Source organism: Paenibacillus endophyticus (genome assembly GCF_014192395.1).
Taxonomy (GTDB): domain Bacteria; phylum Bacillota; class Bacilli; order Paenibacillales; family Paenibacillaceae; genus Pristimantibacillus; species Pristimantibacillus endophyticus.
In genome coordinates this window covers 1-24,349 of sequence record NZ_JACHXW010000030.1, presented here as the reverse complement: position 1 = coordinate 24,349, position 24,349 = coordinate 1, and the positions used below count along the sequence as shown (strand labels likewise).

The following is a 24,349-nucleotide window of genomic DNA, read 5'->3' as shown; positions in this document are numbered from 1 at the left end:
ATCAGCTATCTAATTTATGATTTACCTTCCAGTTATAGGATCTGTATTCGGATCCCAGTTCTTTAGAGGATCCATACGGAACCGCGTTAGATCCGTGCTGCTGATCTTCCAGGTACCATTCACCTTTTTATACGATTCACGGTATTGGCCGTAACCGTGATGCCCTGGATAAGCGTCATTCACATCGGGGAATGTCAACAAATCGTCCATGGCCCAAACCCCTGTGGCATTATCCTTATCTATTATTTCGATTTCAGGCATATATCCGTGGTGAACCGTCGGAGCTTTATCCACAAGATCTCCGATCATCTTCCCGTAAGCTGCTGCCCCGCCCTTGGAATAATCCACACCTTGCGAAATAATTGTGGCATCCGATGTAAACAGGTTTCCAAACTCCGTCCATTTTTTCTCATCGACAAAACGGAAGTAACGGGCTTTCAATTGTTTGATTAGCTCGAGGTCTTCTAAGCGCTGATATTTCGCTTCAAGTTCTACTATTTTAACTGCTATTTGTTGATCCGTGTATACTGACATTCAATCACGTCCTCGTTTAGTTATATACAGAGAATTCAAATTATAAATTTAAATCCGGCTATTCATCCAAACTGTACTGTGCGTTAGTTTCGTGCTGCTAATTCCAAAGGCCATCACTTTTTTGCGTTTCGTACAACAGCGCCCAAACCCCTTTAACGTTCTCCTTGTCAATCATGTCAATCTCGTGCATATATCCGTGGTTGACCGTCGCTGCCTTACGAACAAGATCTACGATCATCTTCTTGCGCCCCCGCTTTTGGGATGGTAAACGCCCAAAGAATGACCGTTAGAACGGCCGCTAAAATGCGAGTACCGTCAGAAGTTACTCATTGGGTTAATCTCACCCCTATTGTAGCTTTCCTCCCGACGAGTATGTTTTATTCATTCGTAAGTTGTAGCTCTCTACATGGGAGAAATCTCATTAGGGATGGTAATTGTGCCTCAACTGCCTCGGAGTCAACTATAACAGGTAATCAAATTCTTCATAAGAACGCACTTTTTTTAAACATGCTTTAAAAAACTAAAGCCAGGAGACCGTTTAAACGGAATGGCGAAAAAGAAGATAGTTTTGGAAGGTCATCTACTATTACAATTGTTTAACAATTAAAAAGGTAAGAGGCTTTATTTTTCTAAAGCATATTTAAAATAATAGCCTTCTTATGAAAAGTAAGAAGGCCTGTTATAGTTGATCCCGAAGCAAGTGAAGTTCACTTACAATCCTAATGAGAAGAGGGTTTGCAGATGTAGGCATACAACATCGGAAAGAATGTAAGTATGGAAAGTAGATGCTTTTACGCTTATGGTATGCCCGGTTTGTTAGAGAGGCAAACGTCTCTTTGACGCAGTTAGCATACTCATTACAAAACCGTGCGAATTGTTTATCGAAGCTTCGCTTCATCTGCTATTGGATGTGAATTCCTCGGATGCTGTATACGGCAGACGATGTATTAAAAATATTATATTGGGTATATTTTGTGGATTCTTTGTATCCAGATGGTTTGAATACTTTAGTAAACTTGCCGTACAATCCGGGTTTGGCTGCAGGGGATACGGCCGTGATGTTGGCAAGTGATCGATTGAGTAATGAAGTGGGGGCGGGTGAGTTAGGACAATACAATACAAGCTGGAATAAGCGAAGTTAATTACTTTATTTCCATTTCAATTCTCTATCATTAATACGAAAGTTCTATGTGACGTCAGGGTATTTGCAGTACTGAGTAACAATGAATCAGCAGTTTGATCTTAACACGATTTTGGATGGATTCACTAGTTAAATGGAACCCACCCATATAAAAGAGCTTGCCTCATTACCCTTCAATGAAATGAGGCTCAACGAGTTGCGGTAAAGAAGGAGATTCCCATTCTGTTTTCCATCGATTTATTTCATTAAATACGCTTGAGAATGATTGTCCCTTTTCTGTAATTGAGTATTCGACTGTCACTGGAACAGTGGGAAATACTTGGCGTTTAATCATTTGATGTTGTTCTAAATTCCGTAATGTATCTGTTAATCCTTTCGTATTTACGTTACCTAAATTTCTTCGCAATTGATTAAAACGTTGAGGTTCCTTTAGAAGCTCTGTTATGACTAGAAAAGTCCATTTTCCCGAAAGAAATTGCAACACTTCGGAAATCGATTCGATACAAGGCATATCAAAATTCGAACATTTCAATTTCATCAACCTACTTTCTTTTTTAGCATTAGACTAAAAAGTAAACTTTAAATTAATTATACTAAATAGCGATTTAAATGTCACTACGGGAGCTCCTTGGTCCCGGATGGACATTATCTTTATCAGCGTTGGCCAATTCAAAACGCGCCTGATGATGCTGCCAAGACGTTGACCACCATAAGAAGGAATTAAGCCGCCGTACAGACCGACAGGATTTACAGCTTCCCAATGCCTAATGGGAGATGATTGAACATTTTATTCCATTTACGGATTAACGATAACGTTCAACAATGGAGAAATTATTATGGATGTATCTTGTGCTAAATCGTTTGAAGGCATTCCCGTGTCCATTCTTGACACTACAAATATTGTTCGAATGAATATGCCCAATATTTGGTCTCTACACAGAAACAAATGTATTTGGGGGCGTTAAGCGGGCGAATGAAGCCTCTCGTGCCACCGTTTAGAGATATGCGACAGTTAGCGTCCGCGAAAGTGATCTACATGCTTAACTTAACTCGATGTACCGCAGTTTGACGATTGATCAAGCGTAGAAGGAATTGAGAAATGTAGATAGGTATCATATAGCATTTGAAATGTTAAACAGGACTTGAGGACTCATCATTCCTCGATCCATTAAAGAAGGAGTGGAGAAATAGTGAGTGATCGTATAACAAAAGCGAATATGTTGTTGTTAATTATAGTTTGTTTTGCCCAGTTCATCGAGGTTATGAATGGTTCAACAGTAACCGTCGCATTGCCTTCCATCCAAACGGCGCTTCACATGCAGGCGAACGATTTGCAATGGATTGTCACTTCTTACGTGCTTACGTTCGCATGTTTTCTGATGATAGGAGGACGAGCAAGCGACTTACTTGGAAGAAAACGTGTTTTAATGATTGGTTTGGCAATTTTCGCGGCATCTTCACTGGCCGGCGCCTTGGCGACTGATCAGATCTGGCTGATTGCCAGTAGGGCGATCCAAGGAATCGGGGCGGCCCTTTCCATTCCTGCGGCGATGTCGCTTATCAGCAACAATTTCCCGGTCGGACCGCAGCGTAACAAAGCATTTGGAATTTTCGGTGCCTTAGGGTCAGCGGGAGCGGCGGGCGGATCGATCGTCGGCGGATTACTAACGGATTCTGTGGGCTGGAGATCGTTGTTTTACCTGAACGTTCCGCTTGGCATCTTGCTAATCATTGGATTAATTTTCGTGAAAGTAAATCCTACCGTAAAGAGCGAAAAAAAGTCCATCGACTGGTTTGGATTGATTTCTGTACTGGCTGGTATTTTCGTTCTGGTCTATGGCATCTCCATGCCTGATGTCGACGGGAGTTGGTCGGCTGCGAAGATTACTCTGTTGATAATCGGCGTAATATTAGTAGGCGCGTTCATATTGGTCGAAAAATATGCCAAGAATCCGTTAATGCCACTTCGTTTGTTCAAGTTTCGCTCGCTCGTCACGTCCAATATCATTGGTTTTTTGATGTATTCTTATTTGACCGGATTTATGTATTTCTCGACTCTGTATTTCCACGAGCTAGGTTATTCGTCTTTAGCTACCGGCATGGCTTTCTTACCACTTGGTTTTGCATCAATCGTTGTAACACAAATCACGCCGTTCTTTATGCGTAAGTTCGGGGCAAAAAGACTGCTGATCGTCACGCAGTTGATCAACGCAATTGGAATGTTTTGGTTAAGTAATATGGGTATGGATAAAAGCTATGTCTCATTTATTCTCCCAGCCTTTATCGTGCTGGGTTTGTCGGTCGGCGCGTCCTTTACAGCCGTTATCGCGGGTTCCATGCAGGATGTAAAACCTGAAGAGCACGGAATTGCCGGCGGTATCGTGAACACGTTCCTACAACTCGGGGGAAGCTTGGGCTTATCCATTTTGGCGACAATCGCGACGACTGTTACTGCATCGGCTGTAAATGAATCTGCGAATCAGGCTATGTTATCAGGCTTCCATACAGCATTAATCGTAAGTGGATATTTTGCGATCGCTGCCTTGTTTCTTGCATTCATGAACGGCGGCAAAAGAGAGATTGCCGGGGCTGTTCCTCAAGAGATGCATGTTTAAAACGTAGAAGGGAGAAGCTATGCACGTGGCACTAATTTGCATTAACACGTAAGGAGCTGAAGACCAAGTAGTTGTGTTCCTAGACAGGCAGTCCGGTTTGTTCGAGCACTGGGATATAGACGATCTGCCCGATGAGTATAAAGAAAGGTTAACGCTCCCTTTGCAACGATTTATTTATCAAATTTAAATAGAGGTGGACACTAAAATGAATAATGAAAGTATTCATCATATGATTATTTTTAGCCTTCAACATGAGGCAGGTTCTGAAGCTGCGGAAGCCTTTATGCGCGATGCGGAGCATCAACTGACTAAGATCCCAGGCGTGAAGCAGTTCCGCGCTTTCCGGCTGAAACCAAATAACCATATGGATTACGGAATTTCTATGGTTTTCGACAGCCAGGAGGACTATGCGGCATATGCTTCGCATCCGTTGCATGACGATTTTGAGAATCTTCGTTGGAAACGGGAAGCGACGCGTGCCATGGTAATCGATTACGATTATTAAAGATAGCTTGGCAATCACAATGGCCCCCCGTTGCCGACAATGTCATTAAGTTACGGTGCTGACCGAATATAAAAAAAAGAGACGGTTAAGGTTATCAAATAAATAACCTCAACCAGCTCTTTTTTTTGAGTAAAAATGAAAAAGTATCTGACAAAAAATGAAGGTGTGTATCGTAGCACTAGAAAAAACGAAGAGATTGCGTCAAAAATGAGCATATAAATTTGCTTAAACACTGCCATTCCTCAGTTGAATAATAACGGGAATCATTGGACTTAGCGAGCATTTTTAACAGGAAATGCGAGAATCTCTTATAAGATTGAATTTTCCTCTCCCGGAGAAGCAGCTATATTTCTAACTATAGGGATAACCGGCCCGCAGCCAGCACGGAAATGGATTAACGATTACATCCTACAAAGCAATAATCCCACCATATATTTAGTGGAATATACGCTTTTATTGATCGTTGTATAAATCCGGATAAACATAAACAAGAATGGAACCGATGGTACTTTAGAATAGAATAATGTATGATGTGTTTCAATTGATGTGATAGTCGAGGTTTAAGAAGAGGAACGTAGGAGCAAGGTAGTGGAGAGATGAGAATAGAGGGAAGGTCTTGTGGTCCGTAAATCATCATAAAGGATATTTCGTGGGAGCCTGTTGCAACAAGAGGGGCACAAGTGGGCTGTACATCTATCCTGAGTTTGAATTAGTTTCTATTGTCAAATGGAAATCCGGGGGTCTGTATTGCACTGAGCAACATTTGGTAAGCTTTGGTATCTCTATGTATTCGTCTCCTCTTATAATTCCATCTGGACTCGTTAGAAAGTTTTGATCTGAACTATCGAAAGTTCCTTCTTGGTTTATTAAAGATTAGATGGAATAAAAATCCTTTTTTGGTACATCACATTTGGAGGAGAAGAACTATGTCTTATGAAGTAGAGGTTATTTTAGAGGCGTACCCTGATTTTTCAAACTTTTTACAAAACATGATCAAAGAATTCAATAATAAGCATTCCATTCATCATTATTACAAAAGAAGAGAAGGGTCTGTTCAACCAATCAACATTATGGTAAAGGATAACAATCATAATTGGATTGGCGGAATAACAGCAGAAGTATACTGGAATTGGCTTGAAATCAATTATATTTGGTTTCATGAAGACTATCGTGGAGAAGGATTAGGTTCAACATTACTTAAAAATGCTGAAGAAATCGCGAAGAAGAAAGGTGCAGTGAAAGCGAAATTAACGACTTTTGAATTTCAAGCTCGGTCGTTTTATGAATTAAAAGGCTACATAGTTGTAGGTGAGATTAAAGATTATCCTCCTGGCAGTTCGTTTTATACGATGGTGAAGGTGCTCTAAGAAACATCCTTTGTACTAGTTACGAGCCGAACTATAGCCTATTGAAGACGCATGTGTCCATGGATCTGACGCAAGCACACCAACTGCTCATTTCTTCTAAAGCTAAATGGTGAGGAAGCTGGCTGGTTTTTTTAGTCAGTGGCACTTACAGCTTCAGATGAATCGTTAAGGAAATCCATAGGAGGTTTTTTGTTATGTAAGTATTCGGAAACAGAATAATCAGTAACTCCTATTTTAGAGTGTAACTCTTAAAATAAAAAGAAAAGTTTTCATATTTTTATAAATGAAAAATGAACAAAATCCCATTCATTTAAGAAACAGTTTGGAGGGCACCATGTTATACATCCTTCTATCGGATCAACACGAACAACCATTATATCAACAACTATATATTCAGATCCGTGATCAAATTAGAAACGGGAACCTCACAAACGGTATGCGTTTACCATCTGTTCGTACATTGCAAGTACAACACAATATCAGCAAAACTCCCATAGAAACGGCCTATCAAATGCTGACAGCGGAAGGTTATGTGGTCAGCAAACCCCGATCCGGTTTGTTCGTGGTTACCCCGTACAAGCATGTAATCGCAAGTATTCCAGATACGGAAGTATATGACTTGTCAAGAAAAATCACCTCAAATCCGCACATCCCAACTTCTGTTAAACACGCCGATTTTATAGATTTCGATCCTACGGCACTAGATCATGATGCGTTCCCCATACGAACATGGAATAAAATGCTGAAGGAAGCGCTAGAGAGCCATTCAAGCATGATTGGGAATTACGGGAATCCTCAAGGAGAGCAGGGGCTTCGTGCTGTGCTCGCCGACTATCTGCGGAATTCAAGAGGGGTGTACTGCTCGCCCGAACAAATCGTTATTGGGGTAGGGATGGCATACAGCATAGGAATCTTGACCAAACTGTTGAAGGATACTCGCAGTGTAGCATTCGAGGAACCAGGATATAATTTGGTTCGAGATCAATTCCTATTGAACGGCTGCGAGGTTTTGCCGATTTCGGTAAACGATAAAGGAGTATCATTAGCTGCTTTAGAAGAAAGCAAGGCACAAATCGTATACGTCACCCCATCCCATCAATTTCCGACCGGGAGCATTATGCCCTATCCCGAGCGAGAACGCCTGTTAGAGTGGGCGAACGCGAGAAACGCTTACATTATCGAAGACGACTATGACGGAGAATTCCGTTACCTGGGTAAACCGATTCCTTCCTTACAAAGTCTGGATACCCATGGAAGAGTAATCTACATTGGCACGTTCTCCAAAGTGCTAACGCCAGCGTTGCGTATGAATTATATGGTTCTCCCTCCGAAGTTAATTGAGCAATTGTCAAACATGCCTCACGAGGTGTTGTATGCACCTTCGCGAGTAGAGCAGTGGGCTATGCAGTCTTTCATTGAACAAGACAATTGGTATCGGCATATACGTAAAGTACGAAACTTATACCGCAAAAGGCATCACCATTTGATAGGATTAATTCAGAATCATCTGGGTCAACATGTCGAGATAACGGGACAAAACGCGGGGCTTCACATACAGATGGCGGTTAAAAAGTGCAAAACGACTAAAGAATTGATAGATTCGGCGGCAGAAGCGGGAGTGAAGGTCTATGACTTTCAAAAAATGTGGATGAATCAGCATCCCGTGCATTACCCCAAATTGTATTTGGGATTTGCAGGATTAAGTCTGGCAGACATGGAAACCGGAATTCGATTATTACAAAAGGTATGGTTCATGGAATAATGGTGCTGCACGAGGTCGAGAGAATTATTTTCCTGGTTTCGATGATAGTTATGGGGAGGATTTGTTTAATATATTTGGGCTGGTCATACCGAAGGATTGGGCATGAGCTTGGTCGACATCCTTCTACTATCGCAAGAGAACTGTTACGTAGCGGCAATATGAAGAGCCAGGTTTATGCTGCTAAATCTGCCCAAGAAGCGTCCCTGGAAGCTTGCGCCGCTACCTTCATTGAATGAAAGATGCGACTATACCTAGCACTGAAAATGCATGCCTGATCGAACGGCTCGTTCGATGGAGGTGTCTTCGATGTCGTGCTAGCCAATATCCACGTGGCACCTGCCCAACGGGAACAACTGATCGTGGTAAGAGTTTCTTGTTAAGCAGTCTAGAAGCTGTGCATAACGTGAAAGTCTACTTTGCCGATCCCTATTCTATTTGGCAGAGAGGCCCTAACGAGAACTCAAACGGTCTCCTTCAGAAATTCTTTCCCAAAGGGAATAATTCCGATTCCGTCACCGATGACCAACTCGCCGATGCCATTCGATTGATCAACAACCGCCCTCGTAAATGTCTCGGGTGGAAATCGGCTCACGAAGTCTTCTTGGAAGAATTGTCGCACTTAGCTAGACAATTCGTCATTTAAATAAAATTAATCCTAAATTGGAATACGCAGTTTAAGATTTGAATGTAGACCCTTAAATATCATAGGTGGAATTCTTCCGATGTTTGGGTTTCGATGAAAGCTTTACACCTTTTCCGCTTGCAAGAAACACCCCTACCAGAATGAAAGCGAGTCCTGCGATCATACTCCAACCGATGTGTTCGTTTAACATCAAGGCCCCCCAAACCAGAGAGAATAAAGGCAATAGATAAGTGACCATGGTCGCGAATACGGGACCGCCATTTTGAACAATCCAGTAGAAGAGTATGTATGCTACCCCAGATCCGAAGATCCCTAGTCCGATCAGAACAGTCATATTCTGCGGCACGGCAATCTTCGAATACGAAATGGTTTCAAAAGATAGTGCGAAACCGCCGCTTCCTAACATTGAGAATAATAGGGTGCCGAAAGTTGCTTGGTAGGTGGATATTACTTTTAGAAGACGCTTTGAAAAATGAGATCCGAGCCCATAGAAAAGTGAAGCAATAATCATCGCGATAAATCCGTGTGCATCCACGGAAATGATCGAAGCAGGATTAAGGCCGAGAAGAACAATCAGGCCGATAATGGCAGCGCTTATCCCAATCCATTGCATTCGGAAAGAAACCGTTCCAAAGAATAAAACCCCCACAACTAGTGACCAAAGAGGAGTCGTAGCATTCAGTATGGAAGCCATGCTGCTTGTTAGCCTCATCTCACTGAAACCGATGATCGCCCATGGTATGCAAGTATTAACAAGAGCCATAACGCATACGGATACCCATGGCGTATTCTTGAACTGAAACGGTTTTCGCATCACGACCATAACGAGCGTGATGACGGCTAGCCCAAGAACAGATCGCAGAAATACGACTGTCCAGGGTCCGAAATCTTGAATGAGCACTTTGATGAAATAATAGGACCCTCCCCAAATGAGGCTGAGCAATAGTAAAACAAGAAAAAGCGATCGGTGCACTATGGTCATCCCTGCTTCCAGATAGATTGAAAATTCACGAAGGAAAGGTAGTAAACAAATCTTTTAATTCATGAAGCATAACTTTCTGATATTCGTTGCTAGCATGATAGAGCTCGCCGATCTCCCGATATATTTGGTTCAGTTTCCCCTTATAATCGGCTTTTTGTTTATCAGGATTGTTCTTTTTAAACCGATCCATCACGGCCTGAATATAGGCTGGACGCGCTCCCCATCTGCCTAGAACCTCTCCGGACACATTCAAGATAACCGCGATCGGCTGCGCTCGCCCGCCATCCGTGAGAAAGAGATCCATGGTCTCCATATGCTCCTCCATGAGCAACACTTCAGTCGAAATGCGGCTCTGCTCCATCACTCGAAACAGTAAAGGAACATTCCAGATTACGTCCGGGCACCAATCCGTGCATAGAATCAAACAGTGCAGGTCGGAGCGATTGTTTAAAGCGGTAAAGAATACTTTCTGTTCTTCTTGCGTCCATGTGAAATTCTCGTAAACGGAGATCAACTTTTCTTTGGTATTCGGGATATTACTGATTTCCATTGTCCGAATCTGCATGTCATCCATGAACTGTTGAGGTGAAATCCCTTTACCGATTATGTGTGTTAGGTTTAATCGTGCTTCCATTTCTTCACGCATCCTTTTGATTATTTTTGAGATACAGTGAATATAAAACAAAACTGACCATCTATAAATGGTCAGTTTTGTTAATGTTTTAAAAGACAGAATGTCCGAGCAGGATGACTGAGAGTTGTTCTTGCCACGTTTAAATCATGGTAGGGCTCTAAAGGGAAGATTCTAACACGGGGCGTATAGTTCGACACAATGCCTGGTTGGAATATCAGACTTCGATCGCTCGTTCCATACAATATTATCGGATTTTTGATTTTTTCTTATACGACCGAGTTCAATTATTTCTCGACATTATGCATATACGAGCTTGGCTATTCGTCTCTATCGATCGTGATGGCTTTCAGGCGCATTTGCTCTTGAATAGGAGTCGTTCATAAGGGACCTTATGAATCTAAAATAAGTTCATAATGTTCTGTAAGAGGAGACACCCTATATATTAAGTAACTTTATTTTTATAAAGCATGTTTAAAAAAATAGCGTTCTTATGGGATAGGTGAAGACCTGCTATAGTTGACTTTGAGGAGATTCACTTTAATGAAGTCCTTAAATGAAGGAAGATGTTCAATTATGCAGGCGCAGATAAACAACACCGTTTGGCTAGTTACAGGTACTTCAAGTGGTGTCGGGAAGTTTTGGCAAAAACTGTTCTGAATCACGGGCATTGTGTCGTGATGACTGCCCGGAATACCGAATCTCAAAAGGCGCTTGCGAATCATTTTCTAGATACAGCTCATTTGGCTACTGTTGATGTTACCGACCCTAAGGATGTTCTTAAAGTCGTTGAAGAAGCGGAGAGAGAATTCGGTAAAATCGATGTTCTTGTAAACAATGCAGGTATTGGTTATAGTTCAGCTCAATCTAACACCATGCTACCTCTAAGATCGGTTGCCTCTTTTATAGTACCTCTTTCACACGGTATTAAACATAAGCGGCTGTTTCGCGGTCATTGCGTTGATCCTCTCGATACCGCTCGAGATGCATGTTTAAGTGACAGAGAATAGAGTAGAACCTAATTCGATTTCGGATGGGTTCACTCGCAACAACAATACTCTTGGAGTAAAAGGGGAGAATAAGAGAATGAAAGTAGAAGTTTGGACAGATATGATATGTCCGTTTTGTTATATAGGCAAACGTCGTTTTGAAGCAGGTCTAGAGAAGCTTGCTCATCCAGAGACTGTAGAAATCGTTTATCGAAGCTTTGAACTAAATCCACATATCCAGGTGAATCCCTTGGATGATATTACTGGCATGGCTGCTGCTAGACAGGGATCGACTCGTGAACACATGAAAGCATTACAGGATGATATTTCAAAGCGTGCTGAACAGGATGGACTCAAATTCAACTACGATACAGCCAAGCCCACCAATACATTAAACGCTCATCGCCTGCTACAGTTTGCTATGCAATTTGGAAAAGCGGATGATGTGATAGAAAGGTTGTACCAGGCATATTTCACGGATTCTTTGTACTTGGATGACCTGAGTATCTTAGTTGACATTGCCATCCAAGCAGGTCTGGACGGTGACGATGCAGCAGAGATGTTGGCAAGCGATCGATTTCATGATGAGGTAAGGGCCGATGAGTTGGCTGCAAGACGAGTAGGGATACGTGGCGTTCCTTATTTCGTCATCAATGACAAATATGGCATCTCTGGAGCTCAGCCAGCGGAAGTATTCGTAGAAGCGTTACAGCAAGCATGGAAGGAAGAGAACCCGTATATTCCATTTAAATCAACTTCTGTTGATCCTAAAGCTTCACTTTGTGAAGATGGGACATGCGAAGTATGAATTTGTACTAAATAGATTTTATCTAAGATTCCTAAACGATGGAGGAACATAATGATGCAAAAAAATAATAACGAAATAACGATACAGACACCTATGTATTCAGGATTTGGTCCTAGAACGACAGCGAAGGAGGCTTTACAAGGAAGAGATTTAAGTGGGAAAGTCGCCATTGTGACGGGGGGATACTCGGGTTTAGGTTTGGAGACAACACGCATTCTCGCAGAAGCAGGGGCTACCGTTATTGTACCCGCGCGTACATCAGGGAAGGCTATGGCTGCGGTCTCCGCTATTCCTGGAGTTGAAATAGAATCATTGGATCTTATAGATCCCTTCTCAATTGATGCATTTGCCCAACGTTTTCTTGATTCCAATCGTCCATTGCATATTCTTATCGATAGTGCTGGGATTATGGCTTCGGATCTTTCACGTGATAATCGTGGATATGAATCTCAGTTTGCTACAAACCATTTGGGCCATTTCCAATTAGCAGCTAGACTTTGGCCAGCTTTAGTCAAAGCGGAGGGGGCTAGGGTAGTATCTGTTTCCTCACGAGGCCATGCGATTAGTGGTATTGACTTCAACGATCCTAATTTTAAAAATCGAGAATACGACAAATGGATTGCGTATGGACAATCCAAGACAGCCAATGCATTATTTGCTGTTGAGTTGGATAAGCGAGGTAAAAACTATGGAGTTCGTGCATTTTCCTTGCATCCAGGGTCTATTGTAACTGATTTGTCACGTCATTTGTCAGATGATGAAATGCGTGCGATGGGGGCGCTGGACGAACAAGGGCAACGAACTTTTAGTGAGTATAACGATGAGTTGAAGACAGTATCAGAAGGTGCAGCTACAATTGTTTGGTCAGCTGTGAACAAACAGTTAGAAGGCAAGGGAGGAGTCTATTGCGAGAATGTGGATATTGCAGAGGCCGTTCCTGCCGATAAACCTTTAGGACCAGGAGTTAAGCCTTGGGCGGTTAATCCTGAATATGCGGAGCAACTCTGGCAACTTAGTGAAAATCTGACTGGCGTTAAGTTTCCTGTATAAGTAGTTATTGAGCAAGTTGTAATTGAGTTTCTGTCATACTCTTTGATTGAAAAACTAGTAGAGCGCTAACCCAAATGGTGATCGCTCTATTTTCACTATTGCGGATCAGCAGCTTGTGTTTATTTGTTCGCTTAACTATAGAATGGTAAGACCATAATTAAAATTGCTCAGAACGAGTAAGATGATAAATGGAAGAAGCGTTTTGTTACGGCACGAAGATTATTTAATGGGTGAGCCGAAACTTTATTTGCTTGTCTAAGCGAAAGGAACACATACCTCTATATGCAAGTAAACCCTTTGGAGATCCAAAGGGTTTACTGTGTTCATTTTCATTTATTTAGTCACTGTGGATTACTTGCTGGTTACAGTCTGTCCAGTTACAGGGTCTGTATTCGGATCCCAGTTCTTAAGAGGATCCATACGGAATCGTGTTAGTTTAGTGCTGCTAATTTTCCAGGTGCCATTCTCTTTTCTATACATTTCGCGGTATTGACCATACCCGTTATGTCCCGGATACGCATCCTTCGCGTCAGGGAAAGTCAACAAATCCTCCATGGCCCAAATACCCTTAGCGTTATCCATGTCGATCATATCAATCTCAGGCATATGCCCGTGGTGAACCGTAGGTGCTTTGCCCACAAGATCTCCAATCATTTTTCCATAAGCTTGCCCGCCCCCTGCAGAAAAATCCTGGCCTTGGGAAATAAGTGTGGCATCCGATGTAAAAAGATCCCCAAATTCCGTCCATTTTTTCTCATCGATAAAACGGAAAAAACGGGCTTTTAATTTTTTTATCTCTTCGATGTCCTCCAATCGTTGGGATTTTTGTTCAAGCTGAATAAGTCTATTGATTAGAATTTCTTGTTCATTATTTTTTGTGTTGGTCATATTATGTCAATCTCCTTCTAATTTTTGATAGAAACAAAAAGCACGATACTTTGATTCAAAAGCTGATCATCTAAGTAAATGATGCTTCAGTCGCTTCGAGGTAACTATAGCAGGTATTCTAAATTTTCATAAGAAGGCTATTTTTATTAATATGCTTTATAAAAATAAAGCTATACGTCTAGCCTGAATAAATGAAGCGAAAATTGCTTAAATTGAAGATAGGCTATAACTTTTTTAAAAAAACATATAAAAATCCATTCTCATGCGAAGACATTTGAAGACATTTGGGCGATGGCGATTTTCTAGCTTTTCTACAAAGATGGAGTGACAGGGGGGCTTAACGGGTATGCTCCATATAGGGAACGTACAAGCGGTCAGCGGCGAAGATTACGCAAGCCATCAATACGGTCGGCATGTTCTGGTTAAGTAATATGGACATGGGTAAAAGCTGCTGGTCGTTTATTCTACCGGCCTTTATCTTCTTATGTTGTCGATCGGTGCATCCTATACCGGCGTTATCGTCGGTAATGAATGCCGATACCGTTCCTTTAGATATGCATGATTAAAGGGAATTGAGGTTAACTCATGTCGGTTGGCCCCGCGTAAATCCTAAAGGACACAAAGTCATATGAATTGATCTGGAATTAGTTCTAAATTGTAAGAAGTAGACATCTAAGACATCTGATATTAGCTGCCTGCTTCTTTTTTTATGAAGAATATTTAAAACGGAAGATGGGCAACGATTTCGATTGTCATGAGAATAACATAGGTATGATGCTTTACTTTTATAAAGCATATATAAAAAAATTGCCTTCTTATTTATAAAATGAATACCTGCTATAGTTATCTCGAGGCGATTGAGGCTTCACACACGCTGAAATCTTAAGGCGTGTGGAACAGGATAGTCTGAAATTAACTAGGGTATAGCCAAGCGTTTGATTCCTTGATGAAGTGAGGCAAATGAGCTGGTAGAGCGACGAGTAGAGAGCGTTGTGTTCCTCGACATATAAGTCAATATGTCATCTCCAGAGTTCAATTTTTATAGATCAAAATCAATTTTAATTAGAAAGCGGGAGTAAAAATGGATACAACAGTAAGAAAATTAGAGATGCTAGACACCTTCAATTACCGACATGCAACAAAAGAATTCGATCCAGAGAAAAAAATACCCGAAGATGATTTCCAATTTATTTTGGAGGCTGGTCGGTTATCTCCTAGTTCGGGGGGGAATGAGCCATGGAGATTTGTTGTTGTACAGAGTCCAGAATTTAGAAATGAATTAGCTCCACACGTGTCTGGTGCAGTGCGACAGCTTCCTACATCAAGTCATTTCGTTTTGATTTTGGCTAGGAAAGGTCTGACTTATGATTCTCCATATTTAGTCGAACAACAAACTCAAAAAATGCAAATGCCTTTGGAAGTTTTCAATAAAATGAGACCTGCTTACGAACAGTTTTATCATGATCTGCATTTAGATTCTGAAAGAGCTCTGGTGGACTGGTCATCCAAATCAACTTACATTGCACTTGGCAATATGATGACGGCAGCAGCGCATATCGGCGTAGATTCATGCCCGATTGAAGGCTTCGAATTAGATGCCGTGAATGACCTTCTTCAGAAGAGAGGGCTTCTGGGGGATGATGAATATAGCTTGAGCGTCATGGTGGCATTTGGTCATCGTGTACGCGAAGCGCGTCCTAAGAAAAGACTCCCGATGAATGAAATCGTAAAATTTGTGTGACGTAACGTAGAACTAGATCGCGTTCTTCAAAAATTTTTCAAACTCATGTATATCAAGGATGACTCCCTTTCTGCTATGGCAGCAGGGGAGTTATTCGTTTTTTCATACAGAAATCGAGTAGCATAGCAGGGTAGTCAACTGTCAAACCTCTGAGTATTTTCCCCCCCTGAGAAGAAGCTTGTTTATTTGTGCGCTTTCGTTCCGCAGAATGGTCAGTCGATGTTTCGATGCGTTCGGTATCGTTGATCTGGCGATCATGCCCTTACTGCAATTTACATTGACGACGCTCAAATGTATACCAGTCTTAGAGATGAAGTGATCCAATTGCATTTCTAAGCTAATTGTTCCGGAGGGTACTTTCAGTATGCCAAATCAAAGCTTGTTAAGAAGAATAACTGAATTTACTAATGGCCATTCTTACCGAGAATGGTTATTTTGCAATCTTGCTGTCTTATTCCTTATCTCTATATCACACACTTAGGTCTGTGATATAGTTATCAAAAATAGTCCTTTTTGAGAGGAATTGTCGCCATCATGCATAAGGTAATCAAGCCTAAAGTGCTTTACTTCGGAACCTCTGTGGTGCTTATCAGTACATTAAATGAAGACGGTACACCCAATTTGGCACCTATGTCCTCTGCCTGGTGGCTCAATCAATCTTGTATGCTCGGGTTGAGCAGCAAGTCGCAGACCGTCCAAAACTTAATCCGCGAGCAGGAGTGTGTACTTAATCTCCCGTCCATCGATTTGATTCCTGCGATTAATCGACTAACACTGTTAACAGGTAGAAATCCAGTGCCTGAATCGAAATTACTGAGAGGCTATCAGTATCAGGCTGATAAATTTGGAATTGCAGAGTTAACCGAACTTCCGTCACAATGTGTACGTGCGCCACGTGTCAAAGAATGCCCTGTACATCTGGAAGCCACATTAGTGAAGCTGCATCCATTCGAAGAACCGAGTTCCCTTGTCTCCATTGAAGTACGCATAGATAGAGTTCATATCGAAGATGACCTTCTAAAAGATTCTAATTCAAATCATGTTGATCCTTCCAAATGGCATCCAATAATTATGAATTTTTGTGAATATTTTGATCTAACCGAGCAATTATCCGTATCAAAATTAGCACCGGTGTTCGGATTGGATCGGTGAAATACAAAGAAGAATGAAGTAACGCCCTTTGGATATTCAGAGGGCGTTACTATATTCTTTTTACATGTTTGTCGCGGCATTACTTGCCAGTTAAAGGTTGTCCAGTTACTGGGTCCGTATTCGGGTCCCAATTCTTAAGAGGGTCCATGCGGAATCGTGTAAGTTCCGTGCTGCTGATTTTCCAGACGCCATTTACCTTTGTATACGTTTCGTGGTATTGGCCGTACCCGTGATGTCCTGGATAGGCATCCTTGGCGTCAGGGAAGGTCAACAAATCCTCCATGGCCCAAATCCCTGTGGCGTGGTCCTTGTCGATTATTTCAATCTCAGGCATATATCCGTGGTGAACCGTAGGCGCTTTACCTACTAGATCCCCAATCATTTTCCCGTAAGCAGCCCCGCCACCTTTGGAATAATCCACGCCTTCCGAAATAATTTTAGCATCAGATGTAAAAATATCTCCAAATTCCGTCCACTTTTTCTCATCAACGAAACGGAAATATCGGGCCTTTAACTGTTTAATTTGTTCAATATCGTCCAGACGCTGATAGGTTGCTGTTTCAAGCCCAGTGATTTTCACCGCTTCCGTCTGAGCATTCTGTTGTGATTGATTATTTTGTTTCGCACAACCCGTAATTATGACTGCAAGAATGGCTACACCCAAAATCAAAAGTTTTTTGTTCCTCAACATATTGAGGTCACATCCTTTTTTGTAATTTGTAATCATGTTGCCTTACTGGGTTACTTGCCAGTAACAGGGTCTGTATTCGGATCCCAGTTTTTAAGAGGAACTATCCGGATTCGCGTTTAGACGGTGCTGCTGATTTTCCAGGTGCCATTTTCTTTTCTGTACATCTCTCTATATTGCCCATAACCGTTATGCCCCGAAGACGCCTCCATAGCCCAAATACCCTTGGCGTTAACTTTGTCAATCATTTCAATCTCGGGCATATGTCCATGGTGGACCGTAGGTGCTTTTCCCCATGATCTCCGATCATTTTCTCATAAGCTTGTCCTCCCCCAGCAGAAAAATCTTGGCCCTGAGAAATAAGTGTGGCATCAGTCGCGAAAAGATTTCCTAATCCCCCCCAATTTTTTTCATCGACAAAACGGAAATATCGGGTTTTCAGTTTCTCGATCTCCTCGATATCTTCTGATTGTTGGAACTTTTGTTCTAGTTGAGTAATTCTAGTTATTAAATTTTCTTGCTCATTATTTTTCTTGTTGGTCTTAATATGTCAATCCCTTTCTAATTTTAGTGTGGAAATGATAACCATATACTTTGAGTCATAAGCTGATTCATTGATAATCAAATGCAACAACGCTAAGATAGTTTTCTGAGGAACCTACAGAATGTGCGGCCACTGTTAGGGCAGATTTCAAATTTTTGTTTCCTTGCTTTCCTTTAGAAGACTTCCTTTGCCTGCGCTCTCATTATGTCCGGGTATAACTGCTGCCCAAGAACACAAGTGAGCCTCAGTTGGAAACTGCTCTTTAATGTTTGTTCCAATTTCAGCTAAGTTTTGTTCAGCCATTCGAGTGGCAATACCAGGGATAGAGTCTAATCGATCTATATCTTCATGAATGAAATAACTCTCTGGGTTCAGACATCTATGATAAAAGATCTAACTTTGCATGACAATTAATTACGTTGCTACGGGCAAAATCCTATTTCATCTGGTTTCGGCATGCGGACGACAGCCGCAGAAGCGCTCGGCGGTTAAATGATTTAATCGGTAAGACAGCTGTCGTCACAGACGGTTACTCCGGCATGAAAGGAATCGTCCTTCATCACTTGGAGTTAAGCGACATTGTTTCCATCGGTGCCTTTCCGGTTCGGTTTATTGTTTCAGGTCGGTTAAGACACATTCTTGTGAAAAATGCAGGCATTGTGGCGACGCCACTGACAAGAGACCTCACGGTTATTGAATCGCAAATTGCGGCAAATCTTCACGGCAATTTGCTAATTGACTGCTCGACTATAGCCTGCCCTTCAAGGTGCAAGTAAGCAGGCTTACGACCAATTAAGACAACGAATGCATTATTCGCGAAGGAACTGAACTAGATCGTCGGGGTATTGCCGATTCGTGAACATATGAAGGTATTACAGAAGGTACGTTGTGAACAGGATGGTTTGAAATTCAATTATGATACCGCAAAGCCGCCAACACATTTATTTTCAGCCTGCTCTACTACATTATGGCAAGCAGTTTGGCAAAGCGTTTGATGTGATGAAAGGCAGGGAGATAATCAAAAGCTGCAAATTACGTAGCACAGCGTGCGGATTTGTTTCAAACATTTTGAAAGCTCACTTGCGGAGGCATAATTAAGATTACTGCGCCTATTTTATACAAAGACTGAAAGAGAATTGTACATGTTTCTCCCAAAGGAAAAAAGGGAGCATAACTTTACTTTTCTAAAGCATATATTAAAAATTAGCCTCCTTATGAAAAAAATATATATCTGCTATAGTTGTCTCCGAGCCATTTGAATTAATACTTAGTTTTTTAATGATTCATTCTTTAAAACAGTAATTAATCAGAAGGAGGGATACGTTTAATCCAAACAATCATGCATTCGTGAGGGGATACTGATAGGTAGCTAACCAGTCACTTTTAAATTTAAATATGTAAAAGAGAGAAGGAATACTCGTGGCACAAATTCGAGTTCACAATACAAACGAGCGAATTGAAGTTGAGGATCAAGTGGTTGATTTTCTGGAAAAGCAGGAAATTCTGTATGAGCACTGGGATGCTGACAAGCTCTCGGAAGAACTTAAAGAAAAATATGCGCTGAGCGACGAAGAGAAGCAGCAAATTCTCGCGACCTACGATTCCGAGATTAAAGATCTGGCCGTTCGACGCGGCTACAAGATCTGGGACGTTATCACCTTGTCCGAGGCGACACCTAACTTGGATGAGCTTCTGCAAAAATTCGAAGCAGTACACACGCATTCTGAAGATGAAATTCGCGCCATCACAGCGGGCAAAGGAATCTTTATTATCAAAGGCACGGACGATACAGGTTACTTCGACGTCGAGCTTGAGGCAGGAGACGTCATCTCCGTACCAGAATTGAAACCACATTTCTTCACGCTCATGGACAACCGCAAAATCGTAGCAGTTCGCCTCTTCATCGAAACGGAAGGCTGGGTAGCTTCTCCTTACAACGATCCTGAGTTTGTGAAGACTAATGCCTAATTACAGCACAATACATTCAGTAGCCTCTTATGTGGCCAGCTAAATGGATATAATAAATGATTTGAAATTTCACCAGTGATCAGTAAAAGAGATTATCCGGGATTATAGGAGAGTTAATAATGAGTACATTTGTTTTGGTACATGGATCGTGGCACGGAGCATGGTGTTGGGAAAGAATCGTTCCCATTCTGGAAGAAGCAGGACATCGGGTAATTGTCATTGACTTACCTGCACACGGCAAGGACCATACGCCTCTTACCGAAGTTAACTTGAAAAGTTATACAGACTGTCTAAGTGCAGTTTTGGATAAAGAATCCGAGAAGGTCATTCTGGTTGGACACAGCATGGCAGGGGTAGTCATAACACAAACCGCTGAGTATTTCCCTGAAAAAATTGAGAAGCTAGTTTATTTATGTGCTTATCTTCCGGTGAATGGTCAGACCTTGCTTCAAATTTCTCAAAATGAGAAAAAAGAAAAAGAATCTCCTTCCATTGTTATCATAAGTGAGGATCAAACGTTCATGGATATTAAAGACGAACTGATAAAGGATTCTTTCTATGGCGATTGCTCCGAAGAAGACGTAATTAAAGCAAAAGAAAAACTTTGTCTCGAGCCGCTGGCACCATTTTTTACCCCAGTGAATCTCACGGACGCAAGATTTGGCATGATACCTCGTGTCTATATAGAGACTTTAAAGGATAAAGCTATTTCTATTAGCTTACAAAGAGATATGTATACCGTGTCTCCGTGCAATCAGGTTATTACCATGGACTCAGACCACTCGCCATTCTTTTCACACACGGAGGAATTGTGTTCTCATTTAATTCAGTTAACATTTTAGACGAGCCGGTGAACAGCTTGTCGCAAATAGATAATTGAAAATTTCTTAGTGAAAGTTTGACTGGTGTAAAATTTCCCAAATAAGTAGTAATCGAAATTTGCACTCGCAACTAAGCCTGTCTAATGTTCATTGAATCGATGGTAAACAAGTAGAGCGCTAACCAAAATGGTGAGCGCTCTACTTGTTTATTTCTGGCATGGGACTTTACTTTTCTAAAGCATGTTTAAAAAAATACACTCCTTATAGTAAAATTGAATACCTGATATAGTTAAAGCCGAGGAAATTAGGGCCGCTTTAGTCATTATACTCTGGAATATTGGTAGGGAGTTAGGAGCTACTTTAATAATTGAAAGGGAGGACGTACCATATGATAAACTGCAATTGTCCGGTTTGCCTGACTGGTGTTGTTGAGCCGGTTGGATACATAGAATTAAAAGAGGGACCGTTGGAATTCTGTTTTGGGCGATATCCATTGACGAATAAAGTAGCTATTCTAATCGGGCTATGTAGTCGGGGTAATTGCCAATATATTGGGTTGGAAACAGCTTCAGAATCCCTTGTAAATGCCAAAAGTCTTATAGGATCTGATTTGAAGATAAGAAAATAGATAGATCTAAGTATGAACTTATTGTCTGTGCCAAAGTAGGAAAGACAAGAAAACTAATGTGTGATGAAGAGCGTTTGCATTTAAGAAACAGAACCTCGTAGAAAAAATTCAATTATAGAAGGTGTCAGTGTTCATGCATCATTACTGCCGGAGACGGATCATATGATTAGTGAACTAAATGGCGAAAGATATGTTTACAATGTTTTATTAAAATTAACCAAATGGAGAATGAATTCCTCCATTGAACTTTTTGAAGACCATTCATACCGAGAATGGTCTATTTTTTTAATTTATTCAAATAAACAAGATACTAAGCAAGTATACATGCAGAAGATATAGGCTATTGAACAAGCTCTGATATTTACCATATGGTTATGCCTCTCCCTGAGGGCATAGGTGCTAATAACCATGAAGTTGGCGATACAGGAGGCAGGGATCCGCCTTGAAGAAACAGATGTGATTAGCGCTCATGCTACCAGCACGAAAGTCGGGGATCGCATCGAAACACTTGCTATAAAAAAACTACTTGGAGCAAGTGCAGCTCATATACCGATAACTACAAATAAATCGATGACTGGTCATTCAATGGGTGCCTCAAGCGTATTGGAAGCAATAGCCTTGATTAAGTCGCTTCAGAACAATATCATTCCACCGACAATAAACCACGATCATCAAGATTCGGAATGCGATTTGGATTATGTGCCTAATCGAGCAAGAGAAATAAAATTTAAAATTGGTCTATCTAACTCTTTCTGGTTTGGGGGACATAATGCCGTGACCGCCCTACAATCCAACATGTAATCATTAAAAAGGTTTGACGAGTAAAATCCAAGCCCTAAGCTGATTTCTTGTATCTAACTTAAACTTTAAATTAAAGCAAGGAGCATAACTTTACTTTTCTAAAGCATATATTAAAAATTAGCCTCCTTATGAAAAAAATAAATACCTGCTATAGTTGTCACCGAGGCAATTGAATTTTCAATTACTATCCTGACGGAGAAGAGGTTGTTCATATATGCAGGCATAGAATCAAAATCTACCTCTTTTTAGTAGGAATCATTGATGATCAACAATTAAATATAAGACTGTGCTGTAATTCGGTTATCGATCCTAGCAACAGTGGCTGAAGTCGCGATAGTCGCAAGAATGCATAATCAAGCCCCCGGCAAGAACGTATTCTCGATTTGCTGACAATTCTTCGCAAGTAATAGATTTGGCAACCGGAGGGAGATCCGGTTAACACTGATAGGTAACAATGGAGACCATTGAAGCTAAACATCGGCTACTTCGGAAATCGAACTTGAAGCCGGCGACGTCATACCCATACCGGCATAAAACCGTATTTTTTCACGTTGATGGATAATAGCAAAGAACAAAATCCGACAGAGTTATGGCCTTGCGGGGCCATTTAGATGGTTGCAGCCAAAGATTTGAAATTTTAAAGGTGATCCATACAAAGGATTTGCCGGGATAATTGGAGAGATAGTAATGAGTACATTTGTTTTGGTACATGGATCGTGGCACGGAGCATGGTGTTGGGAAAGAATAGTTCCCATGCTAGAAGAAGCAGGACATCGGGTAATTGCCGTTGACTTGCCTGGGCATGGCATAGATCATACGCCGCTTACCGAAGTTAACTTGAAAAGTTATACGGACTGTCTAAGTGCAGTTTTGGATAAAGAATCCGAGAAAGTCATTCTTATTGGACACAGCATGGCTGGGGTAGTCATAAGCCAGACCGCTGAGTACTTCCCTGAGAAAATCGAGAAGCTTGTTTATCTGTGCGCGTTCCTTCCGGATAATGGTCAGTCATTGTTCGATGCGTTCGGTATCGTTGATCTGGGCGATGACGCTCCTACTGCAGTTTACATTGACGAGGCTCAAACGTACATTGGTCTAAATGATGAAGCGATCTATTCCCATTTCTATGCCGATTGTTCCGAAGAGGACTTTCAGTATGCTAAATCAAAGCTTGTTAAAGAGCCGTTGATCCCATCGGTTACGCCTGTCCAGGTAACAGAGGAAAGATTCGGTTCAGTACCTCGCGTATACATCGAAGGGCTAAGAGATAAAGCCATTCCAATCAAACTGCAAAGAGCCATGTATGCCAAAATGCCTTGCGAACAAGTCATTACCATGGACACAGACCATTCTTCATTTTATTCGCACCCAGAAGAATTGTCAGTCAATCTACTGAGTCTAGCTTAATTGTTGATGGCAGCTAAATGAAATATAAAATGAGATTAAAGGAGAATGAAAAATGAGTAAACCAGTTGTTAATTATACTAAGGATCTTGTATGGTTCGACACAATGCCAGGTGAGCAGATGGCAGTGCGCCTTCACAGCAATCAAGTTGGCGGAGCACTATCTATCGTTGAAGCACGTGTACCGTCTCTAATGGGACCGCCGAAGCATTTCCATAACGAACGCGAAGAAACGTTTGAAATTCTTGAAGGCACTTTCCGTTTTCAAGTTGGCGATGAAGAATTTGATGCTACTCCTGGAACGAGTGTCTTGGTTCCCCGCGGCGTACCTCACGCTTGGGCTAACATAGGAGCTAATATGGGGCGGATTCTGTTCATCTTCACGCCGGGCGGAATCGAAGACTTCTTCCCTGAAATCGGTCGTCATTCGCTAGAGGAAATTGTTAAAATCGCTTCGGAAAATGACACAGTGATTATTGGGCCTCCAATGGTTGTTTAATAATCAAGCTGTTATCTAGAACCTTACGAAGCAAAACTTAGGCGCGGAAAATGTCAGTGAGACTTATGCTGGCATTTTTCGTCGTTAATTAATTGACGAATTGTAATATGAAGTGCGACAGCTAGATGAACAAAAAAAAGCCCATGAATGGATTCGTGTAAAATGGAAGTTACCACACAACCATCATT

Annotated in this window: 22 protein-coding genes and 4 pseudogenes; 17 read left to right on the top strand and 9 right to left on the bottom strand. The window is 41.5% G+C overall.

Annotation, left to right across the window (positions count from 1 at the left end; translation table 11 throughout):
• Nucleotides 1-21 precede the first annotated feature (21 nt).
• From FHS16_RS29320 to FHS16_RS29310, 3 genes are all read right to left on the bottom strand, one after another.
• Complete coding sequence (locus FHS16_RS29320) at nucleotides 22-534, bottom strand: nuclear transport factor 2 family protein (protein ID WP_183570932.1); 513 nt, start codon at nucleotides 532-534, stop codon at nucleotides 22-24.
• A 97-nt stretch (nucleotides 535-631) separates the two neighbouring features.
• A complete protein-coding gene (locus tag FHS16_RS29315; protein ID WP_183570930.1) occupies nucleotides 632-772 on the bottom strand; it encodes a hypothetical protein in 141 nt (46 codons plus the stop codon).
• A gap of 1,069 nt (nucleotides 773-1,841) precedes the next feature.
• A complete protein-coding gene (locus tag FHS16_RS29310) occupies nucleotides 1,842-2,213 on the bottom strand; it encodes a winged helix-turn-helix transcriptional regulator (RefSeq protein WP_246432029.1) in 372 nt (123 codons plus the stop codon).
• A gap of 652 nt (nucleotides 2,214-2,865) precedes the next feature.
• On the opposite strand from FHS16_RS29310, the gene FHS16_RS29305 reads away from it, so the two are divergent.
• The 6 genes and pseudogenes from FHS16_RS29305 to FHS16_RS32110 all read left to right on the top strand — a co-directional run.
• Nucleotides 2,866-4,290 carry an MFS transporter gene (locus FHS16_RS29305; RefSeq protein WP_183570928.1) on the top strand — a complete coding sequence of 475 codons (1,425 nt, stop codon included), beginning with the start codon at nucleotides 2,866-2,868 and terminating at the stop codon, nucleotides 4,288-4,290.
• Nucleotides 4,291-4,495: 205 nt separating this feature from the next.
• The gene (locus tag FHS16_RS29300) at nucleotides 4,496-4,795 is read left to right on the top strand and encodes a Dabb family protein (protein WP_183570926.1); all 300 of its coding nucleotides are present in this window, start codon (nucleotides 4,496-4,498) and stop codon (nucleotides 4,793-4,795) included.
• Between the two features lie 926 nt (nucleotides 4,796-5,721).
• Nucleotides 5,722-6,162: a GNAT family N-acetyltransferase gene (locus tag FHS16_RS29295; protein WP_183570924.1), complete on the top strand. Its 441-nt coding sequence runs from the start codon at nucleotides 5,722-5,724 to the stop codon at nucleotides 6,160-6,162.
• 334 nt (nucleotides 6,163-6,496) lie between these two features.
• Nucleotides 6,497-7,924, top strand: coding sequence for a MocR-like pyridoxine biosynthesis transcription factor PdxR (gene pdxR, locus FHS16_RS29290; protein WP_183570922.1), 1,428 nt, complete (start codon nucleotides 6,497-6,499; stop codon nucleotides 7,922-7,924).
• Nucleotides 7,909-8,064: pseudogene (locus FHS16_RS32850) on the top strand (helix-turn-helix domain-containing protein); the annotation flags it as partial. The gene pdxR and the pseudogene FHS16_RS32850, both read left to right, overlap by 16 nt.
• Before the next feature lie 66 nt (nucleotides 8,065-8,130).
• Nucleotides 8,131-8,567 (top strand): annotated as a pseudogene (locus FHS16_RS32110) (IS30 family transposase); the annotation flags it as partial.
• Between the two features lie 52 nt (nucleotides 8,568-8,619).
• On the opposite strand, the gene FHS16_RS29280 reads toward FHS16_RS32110, so the two are convergent.
• Both FHS16_RS29280 and FHS16_RS29275 read right to left on the bottom strand, forming a co-directional pair.
• On the bottom strand, nucleotides 8,620-9,540 hold the full coding sequence (locus FHS16_RS29280; protein WP_183570920.1) for a DMT family transporter: 921 nt from the start codon (nucleotides 9,538-9,540) through the stop codon (nucleotides 8,620-8,622).
• A gap of 34 nt (nucleotides 9,541-9,574) precedes the next feature.
• A complete protein-coding gene (locus tag FHS16_RS29275) occupies nucleotides 9,575-10,183 on the bottom strand; it encodes a thioredoxin family protein (RefSeq protein WP_183570918.1) in 609 nt (202 codons plus the stop codon).
• Nucleotides 10,184-10,821: 638 nt separating this feature from the next.
• Between FHS16_RS29275 and FHS16_RS29270 the strand changes: the two genes are divergently transcribed.
• From FHS16_RS29270 to FHS16_RS29260, 3 genes are all read left to right on the top strand, one after another.
• Nucleotides 10,822-11,190, top strand: coding sequence for an SDR family NAD(P)-dependent oxidoreductase (locus FHS16_RS29270; protein ID WP_183570916.1), 369 nt, complete (start codon nucleotides 10,822-10,824; stop codon nucleotides 11,188-11,190).
• 76 nt (nucleotides 11,191-11,266) lie between these two features.
• Complete coding sequence (locus FHS16_RS29265) at nucleotides 11,267-11,977, top strand: DsbA family oxidoreductase (protein ID WP_183570914.1); 711 nt, start codon at nucleotides 11,267-11,269, stop codon at nucleotides 11,975-11,977.
• Nucleotides 11,978-12,031: 54 nt separating this feature from the next.
• Nucleotides 12,032-13,027: an oxidoreductase gene (locus FHS16_RS29260; protein WP_183571028.1), complete on the top strand. Its 996-nt coding sequence runs from the start codon at nucleotides 12,032-12,034 to the stop codon at nucleotides 13,025-13,027.
• 351 nt (nucleotides 13,028-13,378) lie between these two features.
• Here the strand turns inward: FHS16_RS29260 and FHS16_RS29255 are convergent, their stop codons facing one another.
• Nucleotides 13,379-13,915, bottom strand: coding sequence for a nuclear transport factor 2 family protein (locus tag FHS16_RS29255; RefSeq protein ID WP_183570912.1), 537 nt, complete (start codon nucleotides 13,913-13,915; stop codon nucleotides 13,379-13,381).
• A gap of 1,081 nt (nucleotides 13,916-14,996) precedes the next feature.
• On the opposite strand from FHS16_RS29255, the gene FHS16_RS29250 reads away from it, so the two are divergent.
• The gene (locus tag FHS16_RS29250; protein ID WP_183570910.1) at nucleotides 14,997-15,656 is read left to right on the top strand and encodes an NAD(P)H-dependent oxidoreductase; all 660 of its coding nucleotides are present in this window, start codon (nucleotides 14,997-14,999) and stop codon (nucleotides 15,654-15,656) included.
• A 534-nt stretch (nucleotides 15,657-16,190) separates the two neighbouring features.
• Nucleotides 16,191-16,808: a flavin reductase family protein gene (locus FHS16_RS29245; RefSeq protein WP_183570908.1), complete on the top strand. Its 618-nt coding sequence runs from the start codon at nucleotides 16,191-16,193 to the stop codon at nucleotides 16,806-16,808.
• A gap of 79 nt (nucleotides 16,809-16,887) precedes the next feature.
• Here FHS16_RS29245 and FHS16_RS29240 read toward each other — a convergent pair whose 3' ends face one another.
• The 3 genes and pseudogenes from FHS16_RS29240 to FHS16_RS32105 form a co-directional block, all read right to left on the bottom strand.
• Nucleotides 16,888-17,499, bottom strand: coding sequence for a nuclear transport factor 2 family protein (locus tag FHS16_RS29240; protein ID WP_221226506.1), 612 nt, complete (start codon nucleotides 17,497-17,499; stop codon nucleotides 16,888-16,890).
• 116 nt (nucleotides 17,500-17,615) lie between these two features.
• Nucleotides 17,616-17,956: pseudogene (locus FHS16_RS32790) on the bottom strand (nuclear transport factor 2 family protein).
• A gap of 231 nt (nucleotides 17,957-18,187) precedes the next feature.
• Entirely contained in the window at nucleotides 18,188-18,343 is a 156-nt protein-coding gene (locus FHS16_RS32105; RefSeq protein ID WP_246432027.1) for a transposase, read from the bottom strand.
• Nucleotides 18,344-18,459: 116 nt separating this feature from the next.
• Here FHS16_RS32105 and FHS16_RS29220 point away from each other — a divergent pair, with 116 nt between their 5' ends.
• The 6 genes and pseudogenes from FHS16_RS29220 (at nucleotide 18,460) to FHS16_RS29195 (ending at nucleotide 24,161) form a co-directional block, all read left to right on the top strand.
• Entirely contained in the window at nucleotides 18,460-18,816 is a 357-nt protein-coding gene (locus FHS16_RS29220) for an SDR family NAD(P)-dependent oxidoreductase (protein WP_183570904.1), read from the top strand.
• Nucleotides 18,817-19,459: 643 nt separating this feature from the next.
• On the top strand, nucleotides 19,460-20,008 hold the full coding sequence (gene mtnD / locus FHS16_RS29215) for an acireductone dioxygenase (RefSeq protein ID WP_183570903.1): 549 nt from the start codon (nucleotides 19,460-19,462) through the stop codon (nucleotides 20,006-20,008).
• Between the two features lie 119 nt (nucleotides 20,009-20,127).
• Nucleotides 20,128-20,850 carry an alpha/beta fold hydrolase gene (locus FHS16_RS29210; protein ID WP_183570901.1) on the top strand — a complete coding sequence of 241 codons (723 nt, stop codon included), beginning with the start codon at nucleotides 20,128-20,130 and terminating at the stop codon, nucleotides 20,848-20,850.
• Between the two features lie 921 nt (nucleotides 20,851-21,771).
• Nucleotides 21,772-22,258, top strand: a pseudogene (locus tag FHS16_RS29205) (beta-ketoacyl-[acyl-carrier-protein] synthase family protein); the annotation flags it as partial.
• A gap of 687 nt (nucleotides 22,259-22,945) precedes the next feature.
• Nucleotides 22,946-23,665, top strand: coding sequence for an alpha/beta fold hydrolase (locus FHS16_RS29200; protein ID WP_183570899.1), 720 nt, complete (start codon nucleotides 22,946-22,948; stop codon nucleotides 23,663-23,665).
• Nucleotides 23,666-23,717: 52 nt separating this feature from the next.
• Nucleotides 23,718-24,161, top strand: a complete 444-nt coding sequence (locus tag FHS16_RS29195) for a cupin domain-containing protein (protein WP_183570897.1) — start codon at nucleotides 23,718-23,720, stop codon at nucleotides 24,159-24,161.
• The last annotated feature ends 188 nt before the right edge of the window (nucleotides 24,162-24,349 follow it).

Coding starts and splice junctions, on each gene's coding strand:
- FHS16_RS29240 (WP_221226506.1), bottom strand. CDS start 17,499: ATGTTGAGGAACAAAAAACTTTTGATTTTGGGTGTAGCCATTCTTGCA.
- FHS16_RS29320 (WP_183570932.1), bottom strand. CDS start 534: ATGTCAGTATACACGGATCAACAAATAGCAGTTAAAATAGTAGAACTT.
- FHS16_RS29195 (WP_183570897.1), top strand. CDS start 23,718: ATGAGTAAACCAGTTGTTAATTATACTAAGGATCTTGTATGGTTCGAC.
- FHS16_RS32105 (WP_246432027.1), bottom strand. CDS start 18,343: ATGGCTGAACAAAACTTAGCTGAAATTGGAACAAACATTAAAGAGCAG.
- FHS16_RS29200 (WP_183570899.1), top strand. CDS start 22,946: ATGAGTACATTTGTTTTGGTACATGGATCGTGGCACGGAGCATGGTGT.
- FHS16_RS29275 (WP_183570918.1), bottom strand. CDS start 10,183: ATGGAAGCACGATTAAACCTAACACACATAATCGGTAAAGGGATTTCA.
- FHS16_RS29250 (WP_183570910.1), top strand. CDS start 14,997: ATGGATACAACAGTAAGAAAATTAGAGATGCTAGACACCTTCAATTAC.
- FHS16_RS29295 (WP_183570924.1), top strand. CDS start 5,722: ATGTCTTATGAAGTAGAGGTTATTTTAGAGGCGTACCCTGATTTTTCA.
- FHS16_RS29310 (WP_246432029.1), bottom strand. CDS start 2,213: ATGAAATTGAAATGTTCGAATTTTGATATGCCTTGTATCGAATCGATT.
- FHS16_RS29315 (WP_183570930.1), bottom strand. CDS start 772: ATGATCGTAGATCTTGTTCGTAAGGCAGCGACGGTCAACCACGGATAT.
- FHS16_RS29260 (WP_183571028.1), top strand. CDS start 12,032: ATGCAAAAAAATAATAACGAAATAACGATACAGACACCTATGTATTCA.
- FHS16_RS29265 (WP_183570914.1), top strand. CDS start 11,267: ATGAAAGTAGAAGTTTGGACAGATATGATATGTCCGTTTTGTTATATA.
- FHS16_RS29245 (WP_183570908.1), top strand. CDS start 16,191: ATGCATAAGGTAATCAAGCCTAAAGTGCTTTACTTCGGAACCTCTGTG.
- FHS16_RS29255 (WP_183570912.1), bottom strand. CDS start 13,915: ATGACCAACACAAAAAATAATGAACAAGAAATTCTAATCAATAGACTT.
- pdxR (WP_183570922.1), top strand. CDS start 6,497: ATGTTATACATCCTTCTATCGGATCAACACGAACAACCATTATATCAA.
- FHS16_RS29210 (WP_183570901.1), top strand. CDS start 20,128: ATGAGTACATTTGTTTTGGTACATGGATCGTGGCACGGAGCATGGTGT.
- FHS16_RS29300 (WP_183570926.1), top strand. CDS start 4,496: ATGAATAATGAAAGTATTCATCATATGATTATTTTTAGCCTTCAACAT.